At 63.1% G+C, this 24,779-nt stretch carries 28 protein-coding genes; all 28 read left to right on the forward strand.

Going from position 1 to position 24,779, the window contains the following annotated elements:
- Positions 1-82 precede the first annotated feature (82 nt).
- The 28 genes from rpoB (at position 83) to secY (ending at position 24,523) form a co-directional block, all read left to right on the forward strand.
- Complete coding sequence (rpoB, locus tag Q9Q79_RS03905; protein ID WP_005408205.1) at positions 83-4,237, forward strand: DNA-directed RNA polymerase subunit beta; 4,155 nt, start codon at positions 83-85, stop codon at positions 4,235-4,237.
- 89 nt (positions 4,238-4,326) lie between these two features.
- Positions 4,327-8,547, forward strand: coding sequence for a DNA-directed RNA polymerase subunit beta' (rpoC, locus tag Q9Q79_RS03910; RefSeq protein ID WP_099497494.1), 4,221 nt, complete (start codon positions 4,327-4,329; stop codon positions 8,545-8,547).
- 324 nt (positions 8,548-8,871) lie between these two features.
- Entirely contained in the window at positions 8,872-9,246 is a 375-nt protein-coding gene (gene rpsL, locus Q9Q79_RS03915; RefSeq protein ID WP_004145320.1) for a 30S ribosomal protein S12, read from the forward strand.
- Positions 9,247-9,258: 12 nt separating this feature from the next.
- Entirely contained in the window at positions 9,259-9,732 is a 474-nt protein-coding gene (gene rpsG, locus Q9Q79_RS03920; protein WP_004145321.1) for a 30S ribosomal protein S7, read from the forward strand.
- A gap of 141 nt (positions 9,733-9,873) precedes the next feature.
- Positions 9,874-12,015 (forward strand): elongation factor G, encoded by a 2,142-nt coding sequence (fusA, locus tag Q9Q79_RS03925; RefSeq protein WP_005408207.1) that lies wholly within the window; start codon positions 9,874-9,876, stop codon positions 12,013-12,015.
- A 52-nt stretch (positions 12,016-12,067) separates the two neighbouring features.
- The gene (gene tuf / locus Q9Q79_RS03930) at positions 12,068-13,258 is read left to right on the forward strand and encodes an elongation factor Tu (RefSeq protein ID WP_004154360.1); all 1,191 of its coding nucleotides are present in this window, start codon (positions 12,068-12,070) and stop codon (positions 13,256-13,258) included.
- Between the two features lie 332 nt (positions 13,259-13,590).
- Entirely contained in the window at positions 13,591-13,902 is a 312-nt protein-coding gene (rpsJ, locus tag Q9Q79_RS03935; protein WP_005408208.1) for a 30S ribosomal protein S10, read from the forward strand.
- Between the two features lie 11 nt (positions 13,903-13,913).
- A complete protein-coding gene (rplC, locus tag Q9Q79_RS03940; RefSeq protein WP_004145336.1) occupies positions 13,914-14,564 on the forward strand; it encodes a 50S ribosomal protein L3 in 651 nt (216 codons plus the stop codon).
- 12 nt (positions 14,565-14,576) lie between these two features.
- On the forward strand, positions 14,577-15,182 hold the full coding sequence (gene rplD, locus Q9Q79_RS03945) for a 50S ribosomal protein L4 (RefSeq protein ID WP_004145337.1): 606 nt from the start codon (positions 14,577-14,579) through the stop codon (positions 15,180-15,182).
- Positions 15,179-15,478, forward strand: coding sequence for a 50S ribosomal protein L23 (rplW, locus tag Q9Q79_RS03950; protein ID WP_004145338.1), 300 nt, complete (start codon positions 15,179-15,181; stop codon positions 15,476-15,478). The genes rplD and rplW overlap by 4 nt, the downstream gene beginning before the upstream one ends.
- Positions 15,479-15,488: 10 nt before the next feature.
- A complete protein-coding gene (rplB, locus tag Q9Q79_RS03955; protein WP_004145339.1) occupies positions 15,489-16,316 on the forward strand; it encodes a 50S ribosomal protein L2 in 828 nt (275 codons plus the stop codon).
- 6 nt (positions 16,317-16,322) lie between these two features.
- Positions 16,323-16,592, forward strand: a complete 270-nt coding sequence (gene rpsS, locus Q9Q79_RS03960; protein WP_004154485.1) for a 30S ribosomal protein S19 — start codon at positions 16,323-16,325, stop codon at positions 16,590-16,592.
- Positions 16,593-16,604: 12 nt separating this feature from the next.
- Positions 16,605-16,940, forward strand: coding sequence for a 50S ribosomal protein L22 (rplV, locus tag Q9Q79_RS03965; RefSeq protein ID WP_004145348.1), 336 nt, complete (start codon positions 16,605-16,607; stop codon positions 16,938-16,940).
- A gap of 18 nt (positions 16,941-16,958) precedes the next feature.
- Positions 16,959-17,693 (forward strand): 30S ribosomal protein S3, encoded by a 735-nt coding sequence (gene rpsC / locus Q9Q79_RS03970; RefSeq protein WP_004145350.1) that lies wholly within the window; start codon positions 16,959-16,961, stop codon positions 17,691-17,693.
- 5 nt (positions 17,694-17,698) lie between these two features.
- Positions 17,699-18,112, forward strand: a complete 414-nt coding sequence (gene rplP / locus Q9Q79_RS03975) for a 50S ribosomal protein L16 (protein WP_004154486.1) — start codon at positions 17,699-17,701, stop codon at positions 18,110-18,112.
- Positions 18,112-18,297, forward strand: coding sequence for a 50S ribosomal protein L29 (rpmC, locus tag Q9Q79_RS03980; RefSeq protein WP_004154487.1), 186 nt, complete (start codon positions 18,112-18,114; stop codon positions 18,295-18,297). Before rplP ends, rpmC begins: the two co-directional genes overlap by 1 nt.
- A gap of 11 nt (positions 18,298-18,308) precedes the next feature.
- The gene (gene rpsQ / locus Q9Q79_RS03985; RefSeq protein WP_004154489.1) at positions 18,309-18,578 is read left to right on the forward strand and encodes a 30S ribosomal protein S17; all 270 of its coding nucleotides are present in this window, start codon (positions 18,309-18,311) and stop codon (positions 18,576-18,578) included.
- Positions 18,579-18,589: 11 nt separating this feature from the next.
- Positions 18,590-18,958, forward strand: a complete 369-nt coding sequence (gene rplN / locus Q9Q79_RS03990) for a 50S ribosomal protein L14 (protein ID WP_004145357.1) — start codon at positions 18,590-18,592, stop codon at positions 18,956-18,958.
- 16 nt (positions 18,959-18,974) lie between these two features.
- Positions 18,975-19,292 (forward strand): 50S ribosomal protein L24, encoded by a 318-nt coding sequence (gene rplX, locus Q9Q79_RS03995; protein WP_004154490.1) that lies wholly within the window; start codon positions 18,975-18,977, stop codon positions 19,290-19,292.
- 11 nt (positions 19,293-19,303) lie between these two features.
- Positions 19,304-19,846, forward strand: a complete 543-nt coding sequence (gene rplE / locus Q9Q79_RS04000) for a 50S ribosomal protein L5 (protein WP_004154491.1) — start codon at positions 19,304-19,306, stop codon at positions 19,844-19,846.
- Positions 19,847-19,864: 18 nt separating this feature from the next.
- Positions 19,865-20,170 carry a 30S ribosomal protein S14 gene (rpsN, locus tag Q9Q79_RS04005; RefSeq protein ID WP_005408209.1) on the forward strand — a complete coding sequence of 102 codons (306 nt, stop codon included), beginning with the start codon at positions 19,865-19,867 and terminating at the stop codon, positions 20,168-20,170.
- Between the two features lie 258 nt (positions 20,171-20,428).
- Entirely contained in the window at positions 20,429-20,827 is a 399-nt protein-coding gene (gene rpsH, locus Q9Q79_RS04010; protein WP_005408210.1) for a 30S ribosomal protein S8, read from the forward strand.
- 18 nt (positions 20,828-20,845) lie between these two features.
- Positions 20,846-21,370 carry a 50S ribosomal protein L6 gene (gene rplF, locus Q9Q79_RS04015; RefSeq protein ID WP_005408211.1) on the forward strand — a complete coding sequence of 175 codons (525 nt, stop codon included), beginning with the start codon at positions 20,846-20,848 and terminating at the stop codon, positions 21,368-21,370.
- 80 nt (positions 21,371-21,450) lie between these two features.
- A complete protein-coding gene (gene rplR / locus Q9Q79_RS04020; RefSeq protein ID WP_024957318.1) occupies positions 21,451-21,810 on the forward strand; it encodes a 50S ribosomal protein L18 in 360 nt (119 codons plus the stop codon).
- 161 nt (positions 21,811-21,971) lie between these two features.
- Complete coding sequence (gene rpsE / locus Q9Q79_RS04025) at positions 21,972-22,514, forward strand: 30S ribosomal protein S5 (protein ID WP_005408213.1); 543 nt, start codon at positions 21,972-21,974, stop codon at positions 22,512-22,514.
- Positions 22,507-22,698 (forward strand): 50S ribosomal protein L30, encoded by a 192-nt coding sequence (gene rpmD / locus Q9Q79_RS04030; protein ID WP_005408214.1) that lies wholly within the window; start codon positions 22,507-22,509, stop codon positions 22,696-22,698. Before rpsE ends, rpmD begins: the two co-directional genes overlap by 8 nt.
- A gap of 6 nt (positions 22,699-22,704) precedes the next feature.
- The gene (rplO, locus tag Q9Q79_RS04035) at positions 22,705-23,148 is read left to right on the forward strand and encodes a 50S ribosomal protein L15 (protein ID WP_004154498.1); all 444 of its coding nucleotides are present in this window, start codon (positions 22,705-22,707) and stop codon (positions 23,146-23,148) included.
- 7 nt (positions 23,149-23,155) lie between these two features.
- Positions 23,156-24,523, forward strand: coding sequence for a preprotein translocase subunit SecY (secY, locus tag Q9Q79_RS04040; RefSeq protein WP_005408215.1), 1,368 nt, complete (start codon positions 23,156-23,158; stop codon positions 24,521-24,523).
- Positions 24,524-24,779 lie beyond the last annotated feature (256 nt).

Genomic DNA, 24,779 nt, shown 5'->3' on the forward strand with positions numbered 1-24,779 from the left:
AATACCAGCGACTTCCAACTGACAATTTCAAGTTCCCTTCGGATCGTGGGCGCACGATCCGCACAACAAGGTGGAAGACCTCATGACGTCCTATTCGTTCACCGAAAAAAAGCGTATCCGCAAGGATTTCGGCAAGCAGCGCTCGATTCTCGAAGTGCCGTTCCTGCTCGCCATCCAGGTGGATTCCTATCGTGAATTCCTGCAGGAAAACGTTGATCCGGCCAAGCGCACGGACCACGGCCTGCACGCTGCGCTGAAGTCGGTCTTCCCGATCGCCAGCTACAGCGGCAACGCTGCCCTGGAATACGTCGGCTACAAGCTGGGCGAACCGGTCTTCGACGAGCGCGAGTGCCGCCAGCGTGGCATGAGCTACGGCGCCCCGCTGCGCGTGACCGTGCGCCTGGTGATCTACGACCGTGAGTCGTCGACCAAGGCCATCAAGTACGTGAAGGAGCAGGAGGTCTATCTGGGCGAAATCCCGCTGATGACCGAGAACGGCACCTTCATCGTCAACGGCACCGAGCGCGTCATCGTCTCGCAGCTGCACCGCTCGCCGGGCGTGTTCTTCGACCACGACCGTGGCAAGACCCACAGCTCGGGCAAGCTGCTGTACAGCGCCCGCATCATTCCTTACCGCGGCTCCTGGCTGGACTTCGAGTTCGACCCGAAGGACGCGCTGTTCACCCGTATCGACCGTCGCCGCAAGCTGCCGGTGTCGATCCTGCTGCGCGCGCTCGGCTACAGCAACGAAGAGATGCTGGCCGAGTTCTTCGAGATCAACACCTTCCACATCAACCCGGATGAAGGCGTCCAGCTGGAGCTGGTGCCGGAGCGCCTGCGTGGCGAAACCCTGGGCTTCGACCTCGCCGACGGCGACAAGGTCATCGTGGAAGCCGGCAAGCGCATCACCGCGCGCCACATCAAGCAGCTGGAAGCCTCGGGCATCGCCGCCCTGGCCGTGCCGGACGACTACATCGTCGGCCGCATCCTGTCGCACGACGTGGTTGACGCCTCGACCGGCGAACTGCTGGCCCAGGCCAATGACGAGATCACCGACGAGCAGCTGCAGGCCTTCCGCAAGGCCGGTGTGGATGCCGTGGGCACCCTGTGGGTGAACGATCTGGATCGTGGCCCGTACCTGTCCAACACCCTGCGCATCGACCCGACCAAGACCCAGCTGGAAGCCCTGGTCGAGATCTACCGCATGATGCGTCCGGGCGAGCCGCCGACCAAGGACGCTGCGCAGAACCTGTTCCACAACCTGTTCTTCACCTTCGAGCGCTACGACCTGTCCGCGGTCGGCCGCATGAAGTTCAACCGTCGCGTGGGCCGCAAGGAAACCACCGGCGAAGCCGTGCTGTACGACAGCAAGTACTTCGGTGAGCGCAACGACGAAGAGTCCAAGCGCCTGGTCGCCGCCCACGGCGACAGCTCCGACATCCTGGACGTGATCAAGGTCCTGACCGAGATCCGCAACGGTCGCGGCGTGGTCGACGATATCGACCACCTGGGCAACCGTCGCGTGCGTTCGGTCGGCGAAATGGCCGAAAACGTGTTCCGCGTCGGCCTGGTCCGCGTCGAGCGCGCGGTCAAGGAGCGCCTGTCGATGGCCGAGTCCGAAGGCCTGACCCCGCAGGAGCTGATCAACGCCAAGCCGGTTGCCGCTGCCATCAAGGAGTTCTTCGGCTCCTCGCAGCTGTCGCAGTTCATGGACCAGAACAACCCGCTGTCGGAAGTGACCCACAAGCGTCGCGTCTCGGCCCTGGGCCCGGGCGGCCTGACCCGTGAGCGCGCCGGCTTCGAAGTGCGCGACGTGCACCCGACCCATTACGGCCGCGTCTGCACCATCGAAACCCCGGAAGGCCCGAACATCGGCCTGATCAATTCGCTGGCCGTGTACGCCCGCACCAACCAGTACGGTTTCCTCGAGACTCCGTACCGCAAGGTCGTGGACGGCAAGGTCTATGACGAAGTCGAGTTCCTGTCGGCGATCGAAGAAAACGAGTACGTCATTGCGCAGGCCAACGCGCTGACCGACGCCAAGGGCACCCTGACCGAGCAGTTCGTTCCGTGCCGCTTCCAGGGCGAATCGCTGCTGAAGCCGCCGGCGGAAGTCCACTTCATGGACGTCTCGCCGATGCAGACCGTGTCGATCGCGGCCGCGCTGGTTCCGTTCCTGGAGCACGATGACGCGAACCGCGCACTGATGGGCGCCAACATGCAGCGTCAGGCGGTGCCGACCCTGCGTGCGCAGAAGCCGCTGGTCGGTACCGGCATCGAGCGCGCCGTGGCGCGTGACTCCGGTGTGACCGTGAACGCCCGCCGTGGTGGCGAGATCGTGCAGATCGACGCGGCCCGCATCGTGGTCAAGGTCAACGAGGAAGAGATCGTTGGCGCTACCGATGCAGGCGTGGACATCTACAACCTGGTCAAGTACACCCGTTCGAACCAGAACACCTGCATCAACCAGCGTCCGCTGGTCCAGGTGGGTGACGTCATCGCCCGCGGCGACGTGCTGGCCGACGGTCCGTCCACCGACATCGGCGAACTGGCCCTGGGCCAGAACATGCTGATCGCGTTCATGCCGTGGAACGGCTACAACTTCGAAGACTCCATCCTGCTCTCCGAGCGCGTGGTGGAAGAGGATCGTTACACCACGATCCACATCGAAGAGCTGACCTGCGTCGCGCGTGACACCAAGCTGGGGCCGGAGGAAATCTCCGCCGACATCCCGAACGTCTCCGAGCAGGCGCTGAACCGCCTGGACGAGAGCGGCGTGGTGTACATCGGTGCGGAAGTTCGCGCCGGCGACATCATGGTCGGCAAGGTCACCCCGAAGGGCGAAAGCCAGCTGACCCCGGAAGAGAAGCTGCTGCGCGCGATCTTCGGCGAGAAGGCTTCGGACGTTAAGGACAGCTCGCTGCGCGTTCCGCCGGGCATGGACGGCACCGTCATCGACGTGCAGGTCTTCACCCGCGACGGCATCGAGAAGGACAAGCGCGCCCGCCAGATCGAAGAGTCTGAAATCAAGCGCGTCAAGAAGGACTTCGACGACCAGTTCCGCATCCTGGAAGCCGCCATCTACATGCGTCTGCGTTCGCAGATCGTGGGCAAGGTGGTCAACGGTGGCGCTGGCCTGAAGAAGGGTGACGTGATCACCGACGCCTTCCTGGACGGCCTGAAGAAGGCTGACTGGTTCGCCCTGCGCATGAAGGACGAGGACGCTTCGGAAGCCATCGAGCGCGCGCAGAAGCAGATCCAGGCGCACGAGAAGGAATTCGAGCGTCGCTTCGCCGACAAGCGCGGCAAGATCACCGCCGGTGACGACCTCGCCCCGGGCGTGCTGAAGATGGTCAAGGTGTTCCTGGCCGTGAAGCGCCGCATCCAGCCGGGCGACAAGATGGCAGGCCGCCACGGCAACAAGGGTGTGGTCTCCAACGTGGTGCCGGTCGAGGACATGCCGTACATGGCCTCGGGCGAAACCGTGGACATCGTGCTGAACCCGCTGGGCGTGCCGTCGCGTATGAACATCGGCCAGATCCTGGAAGTGCACCTGGGCTGGGCGGCCAAGGGCCTGGGCCGCAAGATCCAGGCGATGATGGAAGCCCAGGCGGCGGTTGCCGACCTGCGCAAGTTCCTGGACGACATCTACAACCACGACGACACCAACGTGGCCAACCGTGTCGACCTGTCGCAGTTCAGCGACGAGGAACTGCTGCGTCTGGCCCGTAACCTCACCGACGGCGTGCCGATGGCCACCCCGGTGTTCGACGGCGCCACCGAAGCGGAAATCAAGCGCATGCTGGAACTGGCCGACCTGCCGAGCAGTGGCCAGACCCAGCTGTACGACGGCCGCACCGGTGAAGCGTTCGATCGCCACACCACCGTCGGTTACATGCACTACCTGAAGCTGAACCACCTGGTCGACGACAAGATGCACGCCCGTTCGACCGGTCCGTACTCGCTCGTCACCCAGCAGCCGCTGGGCGGCAAGGCGCAGTTCGGCGGCCAGCGCTTCGGTGAAATGGAAGTCTGGGCGCTGGAAGCCTACGGCGCGGCCTACACCCTGCAGGAAATGCTGACGGTGAAGTCCGATGACGTGCAGGGCCGCAACCAGATGTACAAGAACATCGTCGACGGTGAGCACGAGATGGTCGCGGGCATGCCGGAATCCTTCAACGTGCTCGTGAAGGAAATCCGCTCGCTGGCCATCAACATGGAACTGGAAGACAACTGATCCATGCCGGCGCGGCGGTCAACGCCGCCGCGCCGCTGGCAGTGAACTGAAAGCCCATCGACACAGCATTCCTCCTTCTGGAGAACACCATGAAAGACCTGCTCAACCTCTTCAACCAGCAGCGCCAGACGCTGGACTTCGACGCGATCAAGATCGCGCTGGCTTCGCCGGACCTGATCCGTTCGTGGTCCTTCGGCGAAGTGAAGAAGCCGGAAACCATCAACTACCGTACCTTCAAGCCGGAACGCGACGGCCTGTTCTGCGCCGCCATCTTCGGCCCGGTGAAGGACTACGAGTGCCTGTGCGGCAAGTACAAGCGCATGAAGCACCGCGGCGTGGTCTGCGAAAAGTGCGGTACCGAAGTGACCCTGGCCAAGGTGCGCCGCGAGCGCATGGGCCACATCGACCTGGCCTCGCCGGTCGCGCACATCTGGTTCCTGAAGTCGCTGCCGTCGCGCATCGGCCTGATGCTGGACATGACCCTGCGCGACATCGAGCGCGTGCTGTACTTCGAAGCCTACGTGGTGACCGAGCCGGGCCTGACCGCCCTGGAGCGCCGCCAGCTGCTGACCGAGGAACAGTACCTGCAGGCCCGCCAGGAGCACGGTGACGACTTCGACGCCGCCATGGGCGCCGAGGCCGTGTACGAACTGCTGCGCACGATCGACCTGCAGTCGGAAATGACCCGCCTGCGCGAGGAAATCGCCGCTACCGGTTCGGAAACCAAGCTCAAGCGCCTCACCAAGCGCATCAAGCTGATCGAAGCCTTCCTGGAATCGGGCAACCGTCCGGAATGGATGGTCATGACCGTGCTGCCGGTGCTGCCGCCGGACCTGCGTCCGCTGGTCCCGCTGGATGGCGGCCGCTTCGCGACCTCCGACCTGAACGACCTGTACCGCCGCGTCATCAACCGCAACAACCGCCTGCGCCGCCTGCTCGAACTGAGCGCGCCGGACATCATCGTGCGCAATGAAAAGCGCATGCTGCAGGAGTCGGTCGATGCGCTGCTGGACAACGGCCGTCGTGGCCGTGCCATCACCGGCACCAACAAGCGCCCGCTGAAGTCGCTGGCCGACATGATCAAGGGCAAGCAGGGTCGCTTCCGCCAGAACCTGCTCGGCAAGCGCGTCGACTACTCGGGCCGTTCGGTCATCGTGGTGGGCCCGTACCTGCGCCTGCACCAGTGCGGCCTGCCGAAGAAGATGGCGCTCGAGCTGTTCAAGCCGTTCGTCTTCGCCAAGCTGCAGCGTCGTGGCCTGGCCACCACCATCAAGGCCGCCAAGAAGCTGGTCGAGCGCGAAGAAGCCGAAGTCTGGGACATCCTGGAAGAGGTCATCCGCGAGCACCCGGTGATGCTGAACCGTGCGCCGACCCTGCACCGTCTGGGCATCCAGGCGTTCGAGCCGGTGCTGATCGAAGGCAAGGCCATCCAGCTGCACCCGCTGGTCTGCACCGCGTTCAACGCCGACTTCGACGGTGACCAGATGGCCGTCCACGTGCCGCTCTCGCTGGAAGCCCAGCTGGAAGCGCGTGCGCTGATGATGTCGACCAACAACATCCTGTCGCCGGCCAACGGCGAGCCGATCATCGTGCCGTCGCAGGACGTCGTGCTGGGTCTGTACTACATGACCCGCTCGCTGGAAAACAAGAAGGGCGAGGGCATGGCCTTCGCCAACATCGCCGAAGTGAAGCGTGCCTACGACAACCGCATGGTGGAACTGCACGCGCGCGTCAAGGTCCGCATCACCGAGGTGGTGACCGACGAAGACGGCAACAAGCAGAACAAGACCTCGATCGTGGACACCACGATCGGTCGCGCCCTGCTGGCTGAAATCCTGCCGGAAGGCCTGCCGTTCGCGCTGGCCAACACCGAGCTGACCAAGAAGAACATCAGCCGCCTGATCAACTCCAGCTACCGCCAGCTGGGCCTGAAGGACACGGTCGTGTTCGCCGACAAGCTGATGTACACCGGCTTCGCGTACGCGACCCGCGCCGGCGTCTCGATCGGCATCGACGACATGCTGATCCCGGACGAGAAGAAGGGCATCCTCACCGAGGCCGAAGCCGAAGTGCTGGAAATCCAGGAGCAGTACCAGTCGGGCCTGGTCACCGCCGGCGAGCGCTACAACAAGGTGGTCGACATCTGGTCGCGCACCAACGAGCGCATCGCCAAGGCGATGATGGACACCATCGGTACCGAGAAGGTGGTCAATGCCAAGGGTGAGACCATCGACCAGAAGTCGATGAACTCGCTGTACATCATGGCCGACTCCGGTGCGCGTGGTTCGCAGGCGCAGATCCGTCAGCTGGCCGGCATGCGTGGCCTGATGGCCCGCCCGGACGGCTCGATCATCGAGACGCCCATCAAGGCGAACTTCCGCGAAGGCCTGAACGTGCAGGAGTACTTCAACTCCACCCACGGTGCCCGTAAGGGTCTGGCCGATACCGCGCTGAAGACCGCGAACTCGGGTTACCTGACCCGTCGTCTGGTCGACGTGGCACAGGACGTGGTGATCACCGAGGTGGATTGCGGTACCACCGAAGGCCTGATCATGACCCCGATCGTGGAAGGCGGCGACGTGGTCGAGCCGCTGAAGGACCGCGTGCTGGGTCGCGTGGTTGCCGAGGACGTGTTCCTGCCGGGCAACGACGAAGATCCGATCGTCACCCGCAACACCCTGCTGGACGAAGCCTGGGTTGCCAAGCTGGAAGATGCCGGCGTGCAGACCATCAAGGTCCGCTCGACCATCTCCTGCGAATCGGCCTTCGGCGTCTGCTCGCGCTGCTACGGCCGCGACCTGGCCCGTGGCCACCTGGTCAACATCGGTGAAGCGGTCGGCGTCATCGCCGCCCAGTCCATCGGTGAGCCGGGTACCCAGCTGACCATGCGTACGTTCCACATCGGTGGTGCGGCGTCGCGAGCTGCTGCGGTCGACAACATCACCGTCAAGACCACCGGCTCGGTCAAGTTCAGCAACCTCAAGTCGGTCGAGCATGCCAACGGCTCGCTGGTGGCAGTGTCGCGCTCGGGCGAAATCTCGGTGCTCGATGCCCACGGCCGTGAGCGTGAGCGTTACAAGCTGCCGTACGGTGCGACCATCACGTCCAAGGACGGTGATGCGATCAAGGCTGGCCAGACCGTGGCCAACTGGGATCCGCATAACCACCCGATCGTGTCGGAAGTGGCCGGCTTCATCCGCTTCATCGACTTCGTCGACGGCATCACCGTCATCGAGAAGACCGACGAGCTGACCGGCCTGGCGTCGCGCGAAATCACCGATCCGAAGCGTCGTGGTACCCAGGCCAAGGACCTGCGCCCGATCGTGCGCATCGTCGACGCCAAGGGCAACGACCTGTCGATTCCGGGCACCGACCTGCCGGCGCAGTACCTGCTGCCGCCGCGCTCGATCGTCAACCTGCAGGACGGCGCTGCCGTCGGCGTGGGTGACGTGGTCGCCAAGATCCCGCAGGAAGCGTCGAAGACCCGCGACATCACCGGTGGTCTGCCGCGCGTGGCCGATCTGTTCGAAGCGCGCAAGCCGAAGGATCCGGCGGTGCTGGCCGAGCGTTCGGGCATCATCAGCTTCGGCAAGGACACCAAGGGCAAGCAGCGCCTGATCATCAAGGACACCGATGGTTCGGAGCACGAAGAGCTGATCCCGAAGTACCGCCAGGTCATCGTGTTCGAAGGCGAGCATGTCACCAAGGGTGAAACCATCGTGGACGGCGAGCCGAGCCCGCAGGACATCCTGCGCCTGCTGGGTGTCGAACCGCTGGCCGCCTACCTGGTGAAGGAAATCCAGGACGTGTACCGCCTGCAGGGCGTGAAGATCAACGACAAGCACATCGAGGTGATCACCCGCCAGATGCTGCGCAAGGTCGAGATCACCGACCAGGGCAGCAGCAAGTTCCTGAACGGCGAACAGGTGGAGCGCCAGCGCGTTATCGAGGAGAATGCCCGCCTTGCAGCCCGCAATGAGCTGCCGGCGCACTTCGATCCGGTCCTGCTGGGTATCACCAAGGCCTCGCTGGCGACCGAATCGTTCATCTCGGCCGCGTCGTTCCAGGAAACCACCCGCGTGCTGACCGAAGCGGCCGTCCGCGGCACCTCGGACAACCTGCGTGGCCTGAAGGAAAACGTCATCGTGGGTCGCCTGATTCCGGCCGGTACCGGCCTGGCGTACCACAGCAACCGCCGTCGCGGCGCTTCCGGCCTCACCGAGTCGGAAATGCAGACCCTTGCCGGCACCCCGGCCGCGGTCGAGGCACCGGTGGTTGAAGCCGAAGCTGAACAGGCCTCGGAAGACTGAAACACGGGTCCGGCCTCAGGGCCGGACCACCCGGGCGGGTAGAGTCGACTGTCAGTCGACTGCTATCGAGAGTCGACTGACAGTCGACTCTACCGGTGCAGGGCAGGGTGGACCGCTTGCGGTTCACCCCGCCAACCTGAACGGGGTACATGGAGGCCCCCCAGTAACGTTCCGGGATCAGGAACGGGCTTGACAGGAGGCGTTTGACTGCTTTCCTGGCAGGTTGCTACAATCGTCTGTCTCAGCAGGCCAGAATTTTGGCCTGCTTTAACATTTCCGCATCTCTGGCCGGATTTTCCGGCCACCAATCAGAAGAACCTACTGATGGCGACGATCAACCAGCTGGTCCGCAAGCCGCGGCAAGCGACCACCTACAAGAGTGCCTCGCCGGCGCTCGACAAGTGCCCGCAGCGCCGTGGCGTCTGCACCCGTGTCTACACCACCACCCCGAAGAAGCCGAACTCGGCTCTGCGCAAGGTTGCCAAGGTCCGCCTGACCAACCAGGAAGAAGTGATTTCCTACATCGGTGGTGAAGGCCACAACCTGCAGGAGCACTCCGTGGTCCTGATCCGCGGCGGTCGCGTCAAGGACCTGCCGGGTGTGCGTTACCACACCGTTCGTGGCTCGCTCGACGCCGCCGGCGTTGCCAAGCGTCGCCAGGCCCGTTCCAAGTACGGCGCCAAGCGTCCGAAGGCATAAGGAGAGAGCACTATGTCGCGTAAGGGTAATACTCCGCAGCGTTCCGTCCTGCCCGATCCGAAGCACGGAAGCGAAACCATCGCCCGCTTCATCAACATGGTCATGCAGAGCGGCAAGAAGTCCGTCGCCGAAAAGATCGTGTACGGCGCCATGGACGTGATCACCGAGAAGAACAGCAGCGCCAACGCCATTGAACTGGTGCAGAAGGCTCTGGACAACGTCGCTCCGGCGGTCGAAGTCAAGTCGCGCCGCGTCGGTGGTGCCACCTACCAGGTGCCGGTCGAAGTGCGTTCGTCGCGCAAGATGGCCCTGGCCATGCGCTGGCTGATCGACTCCGCGCGCAAGCGTGGCGAGAACACCATGCCGAAGAAGCTGGCTGCTGAACTGATCGACGCCTCGGAAAACCGTGGCGGCGCCATCAAGAAGCGCGAAGAAACCCACCGCATGGCCGAAGCCAACAAGGCATTCGCCCACTACCGCTGGTGAGTTTGACGGCCTTGTAAAACAGGCAGGGCAGCACCACTTCGGTGCGTGCTGCCTCGCGGTCCCAGAAGGGCTGCGCCAATCCGAAGGCCGCCGAAAGGCGGCGTTCGGCCATCCGAAATCCAAGAAATCTGAGAGGCTCCCGTGGCCCGTTCCACTCCCATCGAGCGTTACCGTAACTTCGGCATCATGGCTCACATCGATGCCGGCAAGACCACCACGTCCGAGCGCATCCTGTTCTACACCGGCAAGAGCCACAAGATCGGTGAAGTGCATGACGGCGCCGCCACCATGGACTGGATGGAGCAGGAGCAGGAGCGTGGCATCACGATCCAGTCCGCTGCCACCACCGCGTTCTGGAAGGGCATGGACAAGTCCCTGCCGGAGCACCGCTTCAACATCATCGATACCCCCGGGCACGTCGACTTCACCATCGAAGTGGAGCGCTCGCTGCGCGTGCTCGACGGTGCCGTCTTCGTCCTGTGCGCCGTCGGTGGCGTGCAGCCGCAGTCGGAAACCGTGTGGCGCCAGGCCAACAAGTACCACGTGCCGCGCATCGCGTTCGTCAACAAGATGGACCGCACCGGTGCCAACTTCCAGAAGGTCGTCGGCCAGCTGAAGGCCAAGCTGGGCGCGGTTGCCGTGCCGATGCAGCTGCCGATCGGCGCTGAAGACAACTTCAAGGGCGTTGTCGATCTGCTGAAGATGAAGGCCATCCATTGGGATGAGGCTTCGCAGGGCATGAAGTTCGAATACGGTGAAATCCCGGCCGAACTGCAGGGCCCGGCTGAAGAGGCTCGCCAGTTCATGGTCGAGACCGCTGCCGAAGCCAGCGAAGAGCTGATGGAAAAGTACCTGGGCGGCGAAGAGCTGGCCGAGGCCGAAATCATCAACGCCCTGCGTACCCGTACCCTGGCGACCGAGATCGTGCCGATGTACTGCGGCTCGGCCTTCAAGAACAAGGGCGTGCAGGCCATGCTGGACGGCGTGATCCAGCTGCTGCCGTCGCCGGTCGACGTGCCGGACGTGAAGGGCGTGGACGTTGACGACGACACCGTCGAAATGACCCGCAAGTCCGACGACAAGGCCCCGTTCTCGTCGCTGGCCTTCAAGATCATCACCGACCCGTTCGTCGGCGCGCTGACCTTCTTCCGTGTCTACTCGGGCACCCTGAACGGTGGCGACACCGTGCTGAACTCGGTGAAGGGCAAGAAGGAGCGCATCGGCCGAATCCTGCAGATGCACTCGAACAACCGCGAGGAAATCAAGGAAGTTCTGGCTGGTGACATCGCCGCTGCCGTGGGCCTGAAGGACACCACCACCGGTGACACCCTGTGCGCCGTGGACGCCCCGATCATCCTGGAGCGCATGACGTTCCCGGAGCCGGTGATCTCGATGGCCGTCGAGCCGAAGACCAAGTCGGACCAGGAAAAGATGGGTCTGGCCCTGGGCCGTCTGGCGCAGGAAGATCCGTCGTTCCGCGTCAAGACCGACGAAGAATCCGGCCAGACCATCATCTCGGGCATGGGCGAGCTGCACCTGGACATCATCGTCGACCGCCTGAAGCGCGAGTTCAACGTTGAAGCCAACGTCGGCGCGCCGCAGGTGGCCTACCGCGAAACCATCACCCTGGCCGACGTCAAGTCGGACTACAAGCACGCCAAGCAGTCCGGTGGTAAGGGTCAGTACGGTCACGTCGTGATCGAACTGTCGCCGATCACCGCTGCCGACCGTGCCGATCCGAAGCTGGCTCCGGCCATCAAGGACGACTTCCTGTTCATCAACGACATCACCGGCGGCGTGATCCCGAAGGAATTCATTCCGTCGGTTGAAAAGGGCCTGCGCGAAACCATCACCAGCGGTCCGCTGGCTGGCTTCCCGGTCGTGGACGTCAAGGTGAAGCTGGTGTTCGGTTCGTACCACGACGTCGACTCCTCGGAAATGGCGTTCAAGCTGGCTTCGTCGATGGCCTTCAAGCAGGGCTTCGCCAAGGCCAAGCCGGTGCTGCTGGAGCCGATCATGAAGGTCGAGATCGTGACCCCGGAGGATTACCAGGGTGACGTGATGGGCGACGTCAGCCGTCGTCGCGGCGTGCTGCAGGGTTCCGACACCACTGGTGACGGTTCGGCCAGCATCATCAACGCGATGATCCCGCTGGGTGAAATGTTCGGCTACGCCACTGCGCTGCGTTCGCAGACCCAGGGCCGCGCCACCTTCACCATGGAATTCGATCACTACGAGCCGGCTCCGACCAACATCGCCGAAGCCGTCATGAAGAAGGGCTGAGCCTCGCTCAGCCTCTCTTGAAACCACTTACGAACAATCAAGGTATAGAACAATGGCAAAGGGTAAGTTCGAGCGCACCAAGCCGCACGTCAACGTCGGCACCATCGGTCACGTCGATCACGGCAAGACCACGCTGACCGCCGCACTGACCAAGATCGGTGCCGAGCGCTTCGGTGGCGAGTTCAAGGATTACTCCTCGATCGACGCCGCTCCGGAAGAAAAGGCGCGTGGCATCACGATCTCGACCGCGCACGTCGAATACGAATCCCCGGTCCGTCACTACGCCCACGTCGATTGCCCGGGCCATGCTGACTACGTCAAGAACATGATCACCGGTGCCGCCCAGATGGACGGCGCGATCCTGGTGTGCTCGGCCGCTGACGGCCCGATGCCGCAGACCCGCGAGCACATCCTGCTGTCGCGTCAGGTCGGCGTGCCGTACATCGTCGTGTTCCTGAACAAGGCCGACATGGTGGACGACGCCGAGCTGCTCGAGCTGGTCGAGATGGAAGTGCGCGAGCTGCTGAGCAAGTACGACTTCCCGGGCGACGACACCCCGATCATCGCTGGTTCGGCCCGTCTGGCGCTGGAAGGCGACCAGAGCGACATCGGCGTGCCGGCCATCCTGAAGCTGGTCGACGCCCTGGACAGCTGGATTCCGGAGCCGGAGCGCGCGATCGACAAGCCGTTCCTGATGCCGGTGGAAGACGTGTTCTCGATCTCGGGCCGCGGCACCGTGGTGACCGGTCGTATCGAGCGCGGCGTGATCAAGGTTGGCGACGAAATCGAAATCGTCGGCATCCGTCCGGTGCAGAAGACCACCGTGACCGGCGTTGAAATGTTCCGCAAGCTGCTGGACCAGGGTCAGGCAGGCGACAACGCTGGCCTGCTGCTGCGCGGCACCAAGCGTGACGACGTCGAGCGTGGCCAGGTCCTGGCCAAGCCGGGTTCGATCAAGCCGCACACCAAGTTCGAAGGCGAAGTCTACGTTCTGTCGAAGGACGAGGGCGGCCGCCACACCCCGTTCTTCAACGGCTACCGTCCGCAGTTCTACTTCCGCACCACCGACATCACCGGCGCAGCTGCTCTGCCGGAAGGCGTCGAAATGGTGATGCCGGGTGACAACGTCAAGATGGTCGTCACCCTGATCAACCCGGTGGCAATGGACGAAGGCCTGCGCTTCGCCATCCGCGAAGGCGGCCGTACCGTCGGCGCCGGCGTGGTCTCGAAGATCATCGAGTAATCTGGTAGTATCTGCGCCCCGATGTTGCCTGGGTAGGGCATCGGGGCGTATCAAATGGGAAAGCAGGCACAGGATGTGCCTTGTGTTCCCCGGACCAGGAAGGGTCAATGCCATTCAGGCGGCGTCAACAGGCGACTGTTGACAGCTGCCTTGCGTGCCATTATGCTTCTACGTCTGGGCAGGCCGGGAAACTGGTCTGCCTACGTTTTTGAGGTCTATGGATTGACCTTGGCGGCCTGCAGGAGTGCGGGCCGTCCGTATTCAGGAATTTCATGGGGCAAAGCAACCCAGAGGCTTTGTCTGTCGCTCTTTTAACGAAGGAACCTACCGCCATGGCGGACCAAAAGATCCGGATCCGGCTGAAAGCGTTCGATCATCGTCTGATCGACCGTTCGGCCAGCGAGATCGTTGAAACGGCAAAGCGGACCGGCGCGCAAGTGCGTGGCCCGATCCCGCTGCCGACCAAGATCGAGCGTTACACCGTTCTCGTTTCCCCGCACGTCGACAAGGACGCGCGTGACCAGTACGAGACCCGCACGCACAAGCGCGTGCTCGATATCGTTGACCCGAATGACAAGACCGTGGACGCGCTGATGAAGCTCGAACTGGCTGCCGGCGTCGACGTTCAGATCAAGCTGACCTGAGGACTACGACCATGACGAAGAAGTATTCGTTGGGCTTCGTGGGCCGCAAGGCTGGCATGAGCCGCGTGTTCACTGAAGATGGCCGCTCCATCCCGGTGACCCTGATCGAAGCAACCCCGAACCGCATCGCGCAGATCAAGACCGTCGAAACCGACGGCTACAGCGCCGTGCAGGTGACCGTCGGCGCGCGTCGCGCTGCCCTGGTCAACAAGCCGGAAGCCGGCCACTTCGCCAAGGCGAAGGTGGAAGCGGGTCGTGGCCTGTGGGAATTCCGCGTTGAAGACGCGCAGCTCGGCGATTTCGCCGTTGGCGGCGAAGTCAAGGCGGACATCTTCGAAGTCGGCCAGATCGTCGACGTCCAGGGTGTCACCAAGGGTAAGGGCTTCCAGGGCACCATCAAGCGCCACAACTTCCGTATGGGCGATGCAACCCACGGTAACTCGCTGTCGCATCGCGCGCCGGGTTCGCTGGGTCAGCGCCAGACCCCGGGTCGCGTTTTCCCGGGCAAGAAGATGTCGGGCCACATGGGTGCGGTGCAGCAGAGCACCCAGAACCTGGAAGTGGTCAAGGTCGACGTCGAGCGCGGTCTGATCGCCGTTCGCGGCGCCGTTCCGGGCGCGGCGGGTGGCGACGTGATCGTCCGTCCGGCGAGCAAGGCATAAGGAGAGATGACGATGGAACTCGTTATCACGGGTAGCAACAACAAGGTCTCGGTCTCCGACGCCGTGTTCGGTCGCGATTTCAGCGAAGATCTGGTCCACCAGGTCGTCGTTGCCTACCGCAACGCCGGTCGCGCCGGCACCAAGGCACAGAAGACTCGCTCCGAAGTGGCTGGTACCACCAAGAAGTCGAAGAAGCAGAAGGGCGGCGGCGCGCGTCATGGCGCACTGACGGCTCCGATCTTCGTCGGCGGCGGTGTCACCTTCGCGGCCAAGCCGCGCAGCTTCGAGCAGAAGGTCAATCGTAAGCAGTACCGTGCCGCCATGTGCGCGATCCTGTCCGAGCTGAACCGTCAGGGCCGTCTGACCATCGTGGAGTCCTTCGACGTCGAAGTGACCAACACGAAGGGTCTGATCGCCAAGCTGGCCGGCCTGGAAGTGGGCAAGCGCCCGCTGATCGTCACCGAAGAAGCGTCCGAGCACCTGTACCTGTCCGCCCGCAATCTGCCGTACGTGCAGGTGCGTGACGTCCAGGGTCTGGATCCGGTCTCGCTGGTGGGTGCCGACACGGTCGTCATCACCGCTGACGCGGTCAAGAAGGTCGAGGAGTGGCTGGCATGAACAGCAACGAAAAAATCTTCAGCGTGCTGCGTGCCCCGCGTGTCTCCGAAAAGACCGCGCGCCTGCAGGAACTCTCCAACCAGTATGTCTTCGAAGTTTCGAACGAAGCCACCAAGGCCGATGTAAAGGCCGCGGTTGAGCAGCTGTTCGACGTCAAGGTCGAAGCCGTCAACGTGGTCAACGTCAAGGGCAAGAACAAGTCCTTCCGTAACCGTGCTGGCCGCCGCGGCGATTGGCGCAAGGCGTACGTTCGCCTGGCCGATGGCCAGTCGATCGATGTAACGGCCAAGGCCTGAGGTACATCCCATGCCATTGATGAAATTCAAGCCCACTTCCCCCGGCCGCCGTTCGGCCGTGCGCGTGGTCACTCCCGACCTGCACAAGGGTGCTCCGCACGCTGCGCTGGTCGAGTCGCAGAGCCGCTCGGGTGGTCGTAACCACCATGGCCGCATCACCGTGCGTCACGTCGGTGGTGGTGCCAAGCAGCACTACCGCATCATCGACTTCAAGCGCAACAAGCTGGGCATCCCGGCGCGCGTGGAACGCATCGAATACGATCCGAACCGCACCGCGCACATCGCTCTGCTGTGCTACGTCGACGGTGAGCGTCGCTACATCATCGCCCCGAAGGGCCTGAAGGCCGGTGATCAGGTGATCGCTGGTTCGGATGCCCCGATCAAGGCTGGCAACACCCTGCCGCTGCGCAACATCCCGGTCGGCACCACCATCCACTGCATCGAACTGAAGCCGGGCAAGGGCGCTCAGATCGCTCGCGCCGCTGGTGCGGCCGTGCAGCTGGTGGCTCGCGAAGGCATCTACGCCACCCTGCGCCTGCGCTCGGGTGAAATGCGTAAGGTTCCGGTCGAGTGCTGCGCCACCATCGGCGAAGTCGGCAACGACGAGCACAGCCTGGAAAAGCTGGGCAAGGCCGGTGCCAAGCGTTGGCGCGGCGTCCGCCCGACCGTTCGTGGTGCTGCCATGAACCCGGTTGACCACCCGCACGGTGGTGGTGAGGCGAAGGCCGGCCAGGGTAACCCGCATCCGGTCACCCCGTGGGGTGTCCCGACCAAGGGTTACAAGACGCGCCATAACAAGCGCACTCAGCAGTTCATCGTCCGCGATCGTAGGGGCTAATCGACCATGGCACGTTCACTCAAGAAGGGCCCGTTCGTCGATCACCACCTCGTCAAGAAGGTGGAGGCCGCTGCGGGCAGCAAGAAGCCGATCAAGACCTGGTCGCGCCGTTCGATGATCCTGCCTGACATGGTAGGCGTCACCATTGCCGTGCATAACGGCAAGAACCACATCCCGGTTCTCGTCAACGAGAACATGGTCGGCCACAAGCTCGGCGAATTTGCCATCACCCGGACCTTCAAGGGTCACGGTGGTGACAAGAAGTCGGGCAAGTAAGGAGAGATGACAATGGAAGCGAAAGCCATCCTGCGCACTGCGCGCATCTCCCCGCAGAAGGCTCGTCTGGTCGCTGACCAGGTGCGCGGTCTGCCGGCCGAGCGTGCGGTCAACCTGCTGAAGTTCTCGGACAAGAAGGCTGCCCACCTGATCAAGAAGGTGGTGGAGTCGGCTATTGCCAACGCCGAGAACAACCAGGGCGCCGACGTCGACGAGCTGAAGGTTCAGACCATCATGGTTGATGAAGGTCCGACCCTGAAGCGTTTCATGGCGCGGGCGAAAGGCCGCGGTACCCGCATCCTCAAGCGCACCAGCCACATCACTGTGGTTGTGGGCGCCGCCAAGTAAGCGGATAAGGAAAAGACCATGGGTCATAAAGTTCATCCGATTGGTATCCGCCTCGGCATTTCCAAGGACTGGAACTCCAAGTGGTACGCCAACAAGGCCGAGTTCGCTGGTTACCTGGCAGCCGACCTGAAAGTGCGCGAAATGCTGCGCAAGAAGCTGGCTCAGGCCGGCATCAGCAAGATCCTGATCGAGCGTCCGGCCAAGACCGCTCGCGTGACGATCCACACCGCCCGTCCGGGCGTGGTGATCGGCAAGCGCGGTGAGGACATCGAGAAGCTGCGCAAGGAAGTGAGCGAGATGATGGGCGTCCCGGCGCACATCAACGTCACCGAAGTGCGCAAGCCGGAACTGGACGCGCAGCTCGTTGCCGAGTCGATCGCCCAGCAGCTGGAGCGTCGCATCATGTTCCGCCGCGCAATGAAGCGCTCGGTCGGCAACGCGATGCGCTTGGGTGCCCTGGGCATCAAGGTCAACGTGGGTGGCCGCCTCAACGGTGCAGAAATCGCCCGTTCGGAGTGGTACCGCGAAGGCCGCGTGCCGCTGCACACCCTGCGTGCCGACATCGACTATGGCTTCGCTGAAGCCAAGACGACCTACGGCATCATCGGCATCAAGGTCTGGATCTACAAGGGCGAGGTCTTCGATTTCTCCCAGGTTGGCCAGGAAAAGCAGGACGACACCCCGTCGCGCAACGATCGTCACGATCGCGGCGACCGTGGTGACCGTCAGCGCCCGGCCCGTGAAGCGAGGTAACGACAATGTTGCAACCCAAGCGAACCAAGTACCGCAAGGTACACAAGGGCCGTAACGATGGCCTGAGCTGGAGCGCCAACGCTGTCAGCTTCGGCGAATACGGCCTGAAGGCAACCGCACACGGTCAGCTGACCGCGCGTCAGATCGAAGCGGCCCGCCGCTCGATCAGCCGCTACGTCAAGCGCGGCGGCAAGATGTGGATCCGCGTGTTCCCCGACAAGCCCATCACCAAGAAGCCCATCGAAGTCCGAATGGGTTCTGGTAAGGGTAACGTGGAATACTGGGTGGCCCAGATCCAGCCCGGCCGCATGATCTATGAAATCGAGGGTGTTTCCGAGGAAGTGGCTCGCGAGGCGTTCCGCCTGGCCGCCGCCAAGCTCTCGGTCACCACCACTTTCGTGACCCGTACGGTGCGCTGATGGATATCAAAACTCTCCGTGAAAAGTCGGCTGACGAACTCAAGGCCCACCTGATCGACCTGCGTAAGGAACAGTTCTCTGTCCGTATGCAGCAGGTCACCGGCCAGCTGCCGAAGACCCACGACATTCGCCGGGTCCGTCGCGAGATTGCTCGCGTCAAGACCCTGCTCGGCAGCACGAAGTAAGGATGGCCGCTATGAGCGACAATACTGAAAAGAAGACGCTGCGCACGGTCGAAGGCCGTGTCGTCAGCAACAAGATGGACAAGACGGTTACCGTCCTGGTTGAGCGTCAGGTCAAGCACGCGCTGTACGGCAAGTACATCAAGCGCTCGACGAAGCTGCACGCCCACGATGCCGACAACGCCTGCAAGGAAGGCGATGTCGTCCGCGTGACCGAGATTGCTCCGATGTCCAAGACCAAGAACTGGCGCGTGGTGGAAGTCATCACGCGCGCGGCTGAATAAGGAGCTGAATCATGATCCAGATGCAGAGCTACCTTGACGTCGCGGACAATTCGGGTGCCAAGCAGGTGATGTGCTTCAAGGTGCTGGGTGGTTCCAAGCGCCGTTACGCCGGCATCGGCGACATCATCAAGGTCACCGTGAAGGATGCGATTCCGCGCGGCAAGGTCAAGAAGGGTGAAGTGTATGACGCCGTCGTGGTGCGTACCCGCAAGGGTGTGCGTCGCGCCGACGGCTCGCTGATCCGCTTCGACGGCAACGCTGCCGTTCTGCTGAACAGCAAGCAGGAGCCGATCGGTACCCGTATCTTCGGGCCGGTGACCCGTGAACTTCGTTCGGAGAAGTTCATGAAGATCGTCTCGCTCGCTCCCGAAGTGCTGTGAGCGACAGGAGATAATCATGGCTAACCGTATCAAGAAGGGCGACCAGGTTGTCGTCAACGCTGGCAAGGACAAGGGCAAGCAGGGCGAAGTCGTCCGCGTCGACGGCGACCGTGTGGTCGTCGCCAACGTGAACATCGTCAAGCGCCACACCAAGCCGAACCCGCAGGCAGGTGTTGCCGGCGGCGTGGTCGAGCGCGAAGCTTCGATCCATATCTCCAACGTGAATGTTCTGAACCCGGCTTCGGGCAAGGGCGAACGCGTTGGCTTCAAGGTGCTGGAGGATGGACGCAAACTGCGTGTGTTCCGCTCCAGCGGTGAGGCGCTCGACGCCTGAGGAATGAGAAGATGAGTTCCCGTCTCGAAAAGTTCTACAAGGACGAAGTGGTGCCGGCGCTGATGAAGCAGTTCGGCTACACCAATCCGATGGAAGTGCCGAAGCTGGTCAAGGTCACCCTGAACATGGGTGTCGGCGAAGCGGCCACCAACAAGAAGATCCTGGAAAACGCCGTCGGCGACATGACCAAGATTTCCGGCCAGAAGCCGGTTGTCACCAAGTCGCGTGTGTCGGTTGCGTCGTTCAAGATCCGCGATGGTTGGCCGATCGGCTGCAAGACCACGCTGCGTCGCCACAAGATGTACGAGTTCCTGGATCGCCTGATCAACATCTCGCTGCCGCGCGTGCGCGACTTCCGTGGTGTTTCCGGTCGTTCCTTCGACGGCCGCGGCAACTTCAACATGGGTGTGAAGGAGCAGATCATCTTCCCGGAAATCGACTTCGACGCCGTCGACGCGATCCGCGGTATGGATATCGCCATCACCACCACTGCGAAGACCGACGCGGAAGCGAAGGCGCTGCTGGCAGCGTTCAAGTTCCCGTTCCGTAACTGATCTGTCGAGGAAACCGAAATGGCAAAGACCTCCATGGTCAACCGCGACATCAAGCGGGAAAAGCTGGCAAAGAAGTACGCTGAAAAGCGTGCAGCTCTGAAGAAGATCGTGTCCTCCGTGGACGCGACCTACGAAGAGAAGATCGACGCCGCAACCAAGCTGGCCAAGCTGCCGCGCGATTCGTCGCCGAGCCGCCAGCGCAACCGTTGCGAGCTGTCGGGTCGTCCGCGTGGCGTCTACAGCAAGTTCGGTCTGGGCCGTAACAAGCTGCGTGAAGCCACCATGCGTGGCGACGTCCCGGGTCTGCGCAAGGCCAGCTGGTGATCCCAGCCGGCCCTGCGATCAGGAGCCCCTTCGGGGGTTCCTGAACCGGGCAGGGGAGGCATTCAGCTTTCCCGACGCAAAAAAACCGAAGAGCCCGGCGCAAGCCGGGCTCTTTTGGCGTATACTCCCGCGTCTTGCCCTGTGCAGACGGGGTTGTAGGAGTGGGCTTCCGGCCCACTGCAACAAGGGACCTGGCCCGTTTCCAGGAGACAACAGATTTTCGCGAAAGCGGATATCGGTGCACTCAAAGGTACTCATATGAGCATGACTGATCCCATCGCCGACCTGCTGGTCCGCATCAAGAATGCGGCCGCGGTTGGCAAGCAGACGGTGAAAGCCCCGTCGTCCAAGATCAAGGTTGCGATTGCCCAGGTCCTGAAGGACGAGGGTTACATCACCGACCTGCGCGTGACCCAGCTGGAAAACAACAAGTCCGAGCTGGAAATCGTGCTGAAGTATTTCGAAGGCAAGCCGGTCATCGCGACCCTGAAGCGCTTCTCGCGTTCGGGCCTGCGCCAGTACCGCGGCAAGAGCGAGCTGCCGAAGGTCATGAACGGCCTGGGTATCTCCATCATTTCCACCTCCAAGGGCATCATGACTGATGCGCAGGCGCGCCAGCTGGGCGTCGGCGGCGAAGTCCTGTGCTTCGTGGCCTAAGGCGAAAGGAGTAGAACTATGTCCCGCGTAGCCAAGAAGCCGATCGACCTGGGTAAGGTTGAACTGAACGTCCAGTCGGACAGCGTCACCGCCAAGGGCCCGAAGGGCACCCTGTCGCTGGCCAAGCCGGCCGGTATTGCCATCAACGTCGACAACGGCGTTGCCACCCTGAGCACCGAGAACGCTGACCTGGTCGCACTGACCGGTACCGTGCGTGCGATCCTGTCCAACATGGTCAAGGGCGTGTCCGAAGGCTTCGAGCGCAAGCTGGAGCTGGTCGGCGTGGGTTACCGCGCTGCCATGCAGGGCAAGGACCTGAGCCTGTCGCTGGGCTTCTCGCATCCGGTCGTGTTCGTGGCGCCGGAAGGCATCACCCTGTCGACCCCGACCCAGACCGAGATCCTGGTCCAGGGCGCTGACAAGCAGGTCGTCGGTGAAGTTGCCGCCAAGATCCGTGCGTTCCGCAAGCCGGAGCCGTACAAGGGCAAGGGCGTGAAGTACTCCGACGAAGTCATCATCCGTAAGGAAGCCAAGAAGGCATAAGCGCGAGTCCCTCGCAAGAGCCCGCACATCCCTGTGCGGACTTCTCAGGGAAAAGCTCTTCCTTCAGCTTTCAAGGAATAATCAAAATGAACAAGAACATCGCCCGCCTGCGTCGCGCCAAGTCGACCCGCGCCCACATCCGTGAGCTCGGCGTCGCCCGCCTGTCGGTGCTGCGCACCGGTCAGCACCTGTACGCCCAGGTCTTCACCGCCGACGGTTCCAAGGTGCTGGCTGCCGCCAACACCACCCAGACCGACGTCATGGAAGGCCTGAAGAACGGCAAGAACGCCGATGCCGCCGCCAAGGTTGGCCGCATCGTCGCCGAGCGCGCCAAGGCCGCCGGCGTCGAGAAGGTTGCCTTCGATCGTTCGGGCTACCGCTACCACGGCCGCATCAAGGCCCTGGCAGAAGCGGCCCGCGAAGCCGGCCTGCAGTTCTAAGGGACAAGGGCAGGGGGCCATTGGCCTCCTGCCTGCCTGCTCGCCAGCCTGAGTGAGGCTGGACGGCGCCGCTCTTCTGCAGCGGCCCACCGGAACGCCGCGTCACGCCACAACCATAAGCGGCTTCGAGCCGTACATACCCAAACAACCAAGGAATCAACATGGCAGAAGAGCGTCAGCAGCGGGGTCGCGATCGCGACCGTAACCGCGAAGAGAAGATCGACGACGGCATGATCGAAAAGCTGGTCGCGGTCAACCGCGTCAGCAAGACCGTCAAGGGTGGCCGCCAGTTCACCTTCACCGCCCTGACCGTTGTCGGCGACGGCGAAGGCAAGGTCGGTTTCGGTTATGGCAAGGCCCGCGAAGTGCCGGTCGCCATCCAGAAGTCGATGGAACAGGCCCGCAAGAACCTGGTCAGCGTTGACCTGAACAACGGCACCCTGTGGCACACCATCAAGGATGGTCACGGCGCAGCCCGCGTGTTCATGCAGCCGGCTTCGGAAGGTACCGGCGTCATCGCCGGCGGTGCCATGCGCGCCGTGCTGGAAGCGGTTGGCGTGAAGAACGTGCTGGCCAAGGCCACCGGTTCGCGCAACCCGATCAACCTGGTGCGTGCCACCGTGAAGGGCCTGTCTGCTGCGCAGTCGCCGGCCCGCATCGCGGCCAAGCGCGGCAAGAAGGTGGAGGAACTCAACCATGGCTAATGAGTCCAACAAGACTGTCAAGGTCCGCCTGGTGCGTGGCCTGCGTGGCACCCAGTCGCGTCACCGCCTGTCGGTGCGTGCCCTGGGCCTGAACAAGCTCAACGATGTGCGTGAACTGAAGGACAGCCCGCAGGTGCGCGGCCTGATCAACAAGGTTCAGTACCTCGTCCAGGTTGAGGAGTAATCGACCATGACTCTGCGTCTCAATGAACTGAGCCCGGCACCGGGCGCCCGCACCGAGCGTACCCGCGTCGGTCGCGGTATCGGCTCGGGCCTGGGCAAGACTGCCGGCCGCGGCCACAAGGGTTCGTTCGCCCGCAAGGGTGGCGGCAAGATCAAGGCTGGCTTCGAAGGCGGCCAGACCCCCATGCAGCGTCGTCTGCCGAAGATCGGCTTCCGTTCGCCGATCGCCAAGGACACCGCTGAAGTGCTGCTGTACGCGCTGGACAAGCTGCCGGCCGGTGAGATCGACTTCGCCGCCCTGCGTGCTGCCAAGCTGGTCCCGAGCACTGCCAAGAAGGCCAAGGTCGTCGTCAAGGGCGAAGTGACCAAGGCGTTCACCCTGAAGGGTATTGCTGCCACGGCGGGTGCCAAGGCCGCGATCGAAGCTGCCGGCGGCAGCGTAACGGAGTAAGAAAATCATGGCGCAAGCTGGCATCGGTAACCTCGCGGGCGGAATGGGCAAGTTCACTGAACTTCGCCAACGTTTGCTGTTCGTCGTCGGGGCTTTGATCGTCTATCGCATCGGCTGCTACGTGCCGGTGCCGGGCGTCAATCCCGATGCCATGCTTGCCATGATGCAACAGCAGGGCGGCGGCATCGTGGACATGTTCAACATGTTCTCGGGCGGCGCCCTGCACCGTTTCAGCATCTTCGCGCTGAACGTGATGCCGTACATCTCGGCATCGATCGTGATGCAGCTGGCCGTGCACATCTTCCCCGCCCTGAAGGCGATGCAGAAGGAAGGTGAGTCCGGCCGCCGCAAGATCACCCAGTATTCGCGCATCGGCGCCGTGCTGCTGGCAGTGGTGCAGGGCGGCTCGATCGCGCTGGCCCTGCAGGGCCAGGTCTCGCCGTCGGGCGCTCCGGTCGTGTACGCGCCGGGCATGGGCTTCGTGCTCACCGCCGTGGTCGCGCTGACCGCCGGCACCATGTTCCTGATGTGGGTCGGTGAGCAGGTCACCGAGCGCGGCATCGGCAACGGCGTGTCGCTGATCATCTTCGCCGGTATCGTCGCAGGCCTGCCGGGTGCGATCATCCACACCTTCGACGCCTACCGCGACGGCAACATCCAGTTCATCCAGCTGCTGCTGATCGCCATCGTCGTGCTCGCCTTCACCTTCTTCGTGGTGTTCGTCGAGCGTGGCCAGCGCCGGATCACGGTCAACTACGCGCGCCGCCAGGGCGGTCGCAACGCGTACATGAACCAGACCTCGTTCCTGCCGCTGAAGCTCAACATGGCCGGCGTCATCCCGGCGATCTTCGCCTCGAGCCTGCTGGCCTTCCCGGCCACCCTGGCCATGTGGTCCGGCCAGGCTGCCAACCAGAGCAGCTTCGGCCAGGTCCTGCAGAAGGTCGCCAATGCCCTCGGCCCGGGCGAGCCGCTGCACATGATCGTGTTCGCTGCGCTGATCACCGGTTTCGCGTTCTTCTATACCGCGCTGGTGTTCAACTCGCAGGAAACCGCCGACAACCTGAAGAAGTCGGGCGCGCTGATTCCGGGCATCCGTCCGGGCAAGGCCACCGCCGATTACATCGACGGCGTGCTGACCCGCCTGACCGCAGCCGGCTCGGCCTACCTGGTGATCGTCTGCCTGCTGCCGGAACTGATGCGCACGCAGCTGAACGCCTCGTTCTACTTCGGTGGTACTTCGCTGCTGATCGTGGTGGTGGTGGTGATGGACTTCATCGCCCAGGTGCAGGCGCACCTGATGTCCCACCAGTACGAGAGCCTGCTGAAGAAGGCCAACCTGAAGGGCGGCAACCGCGGCGGTTTTGCCCGCGGCTGATTGGCCTGTTATACTTTCGTCTTCCTGACGTGATGGTCCCTCCGCTTCGCGGACTCCGGCCACACAAACGAAGGGCGGCCCCCGCAGCGGTTCCGGGTGGGGGTGTGATGAGGTGGTCCCGCGCTGGAGTAGCGCGGGCGGCCCCGGGGGAAACCCCAGGTCCAACCCCATCCGGCGCCGGAGCCTGGGCACACTCCCCAGGCCGGGTTCATGAAACCAATGGTTTCACGGGCTTCCATGTAAACCGGAACCTTGT

The sequence above is a fragment of the Stenotrophomonas sp. a6 genome (assembly GCF_030913325.1).
Lineage (GTDB): Bacteria > Pseudomonadota > Gammaproteobacteria > Xanthomonadales > Xanthomonadaceae > Stenotrophomonas > Stenotrophomonas maltophilia.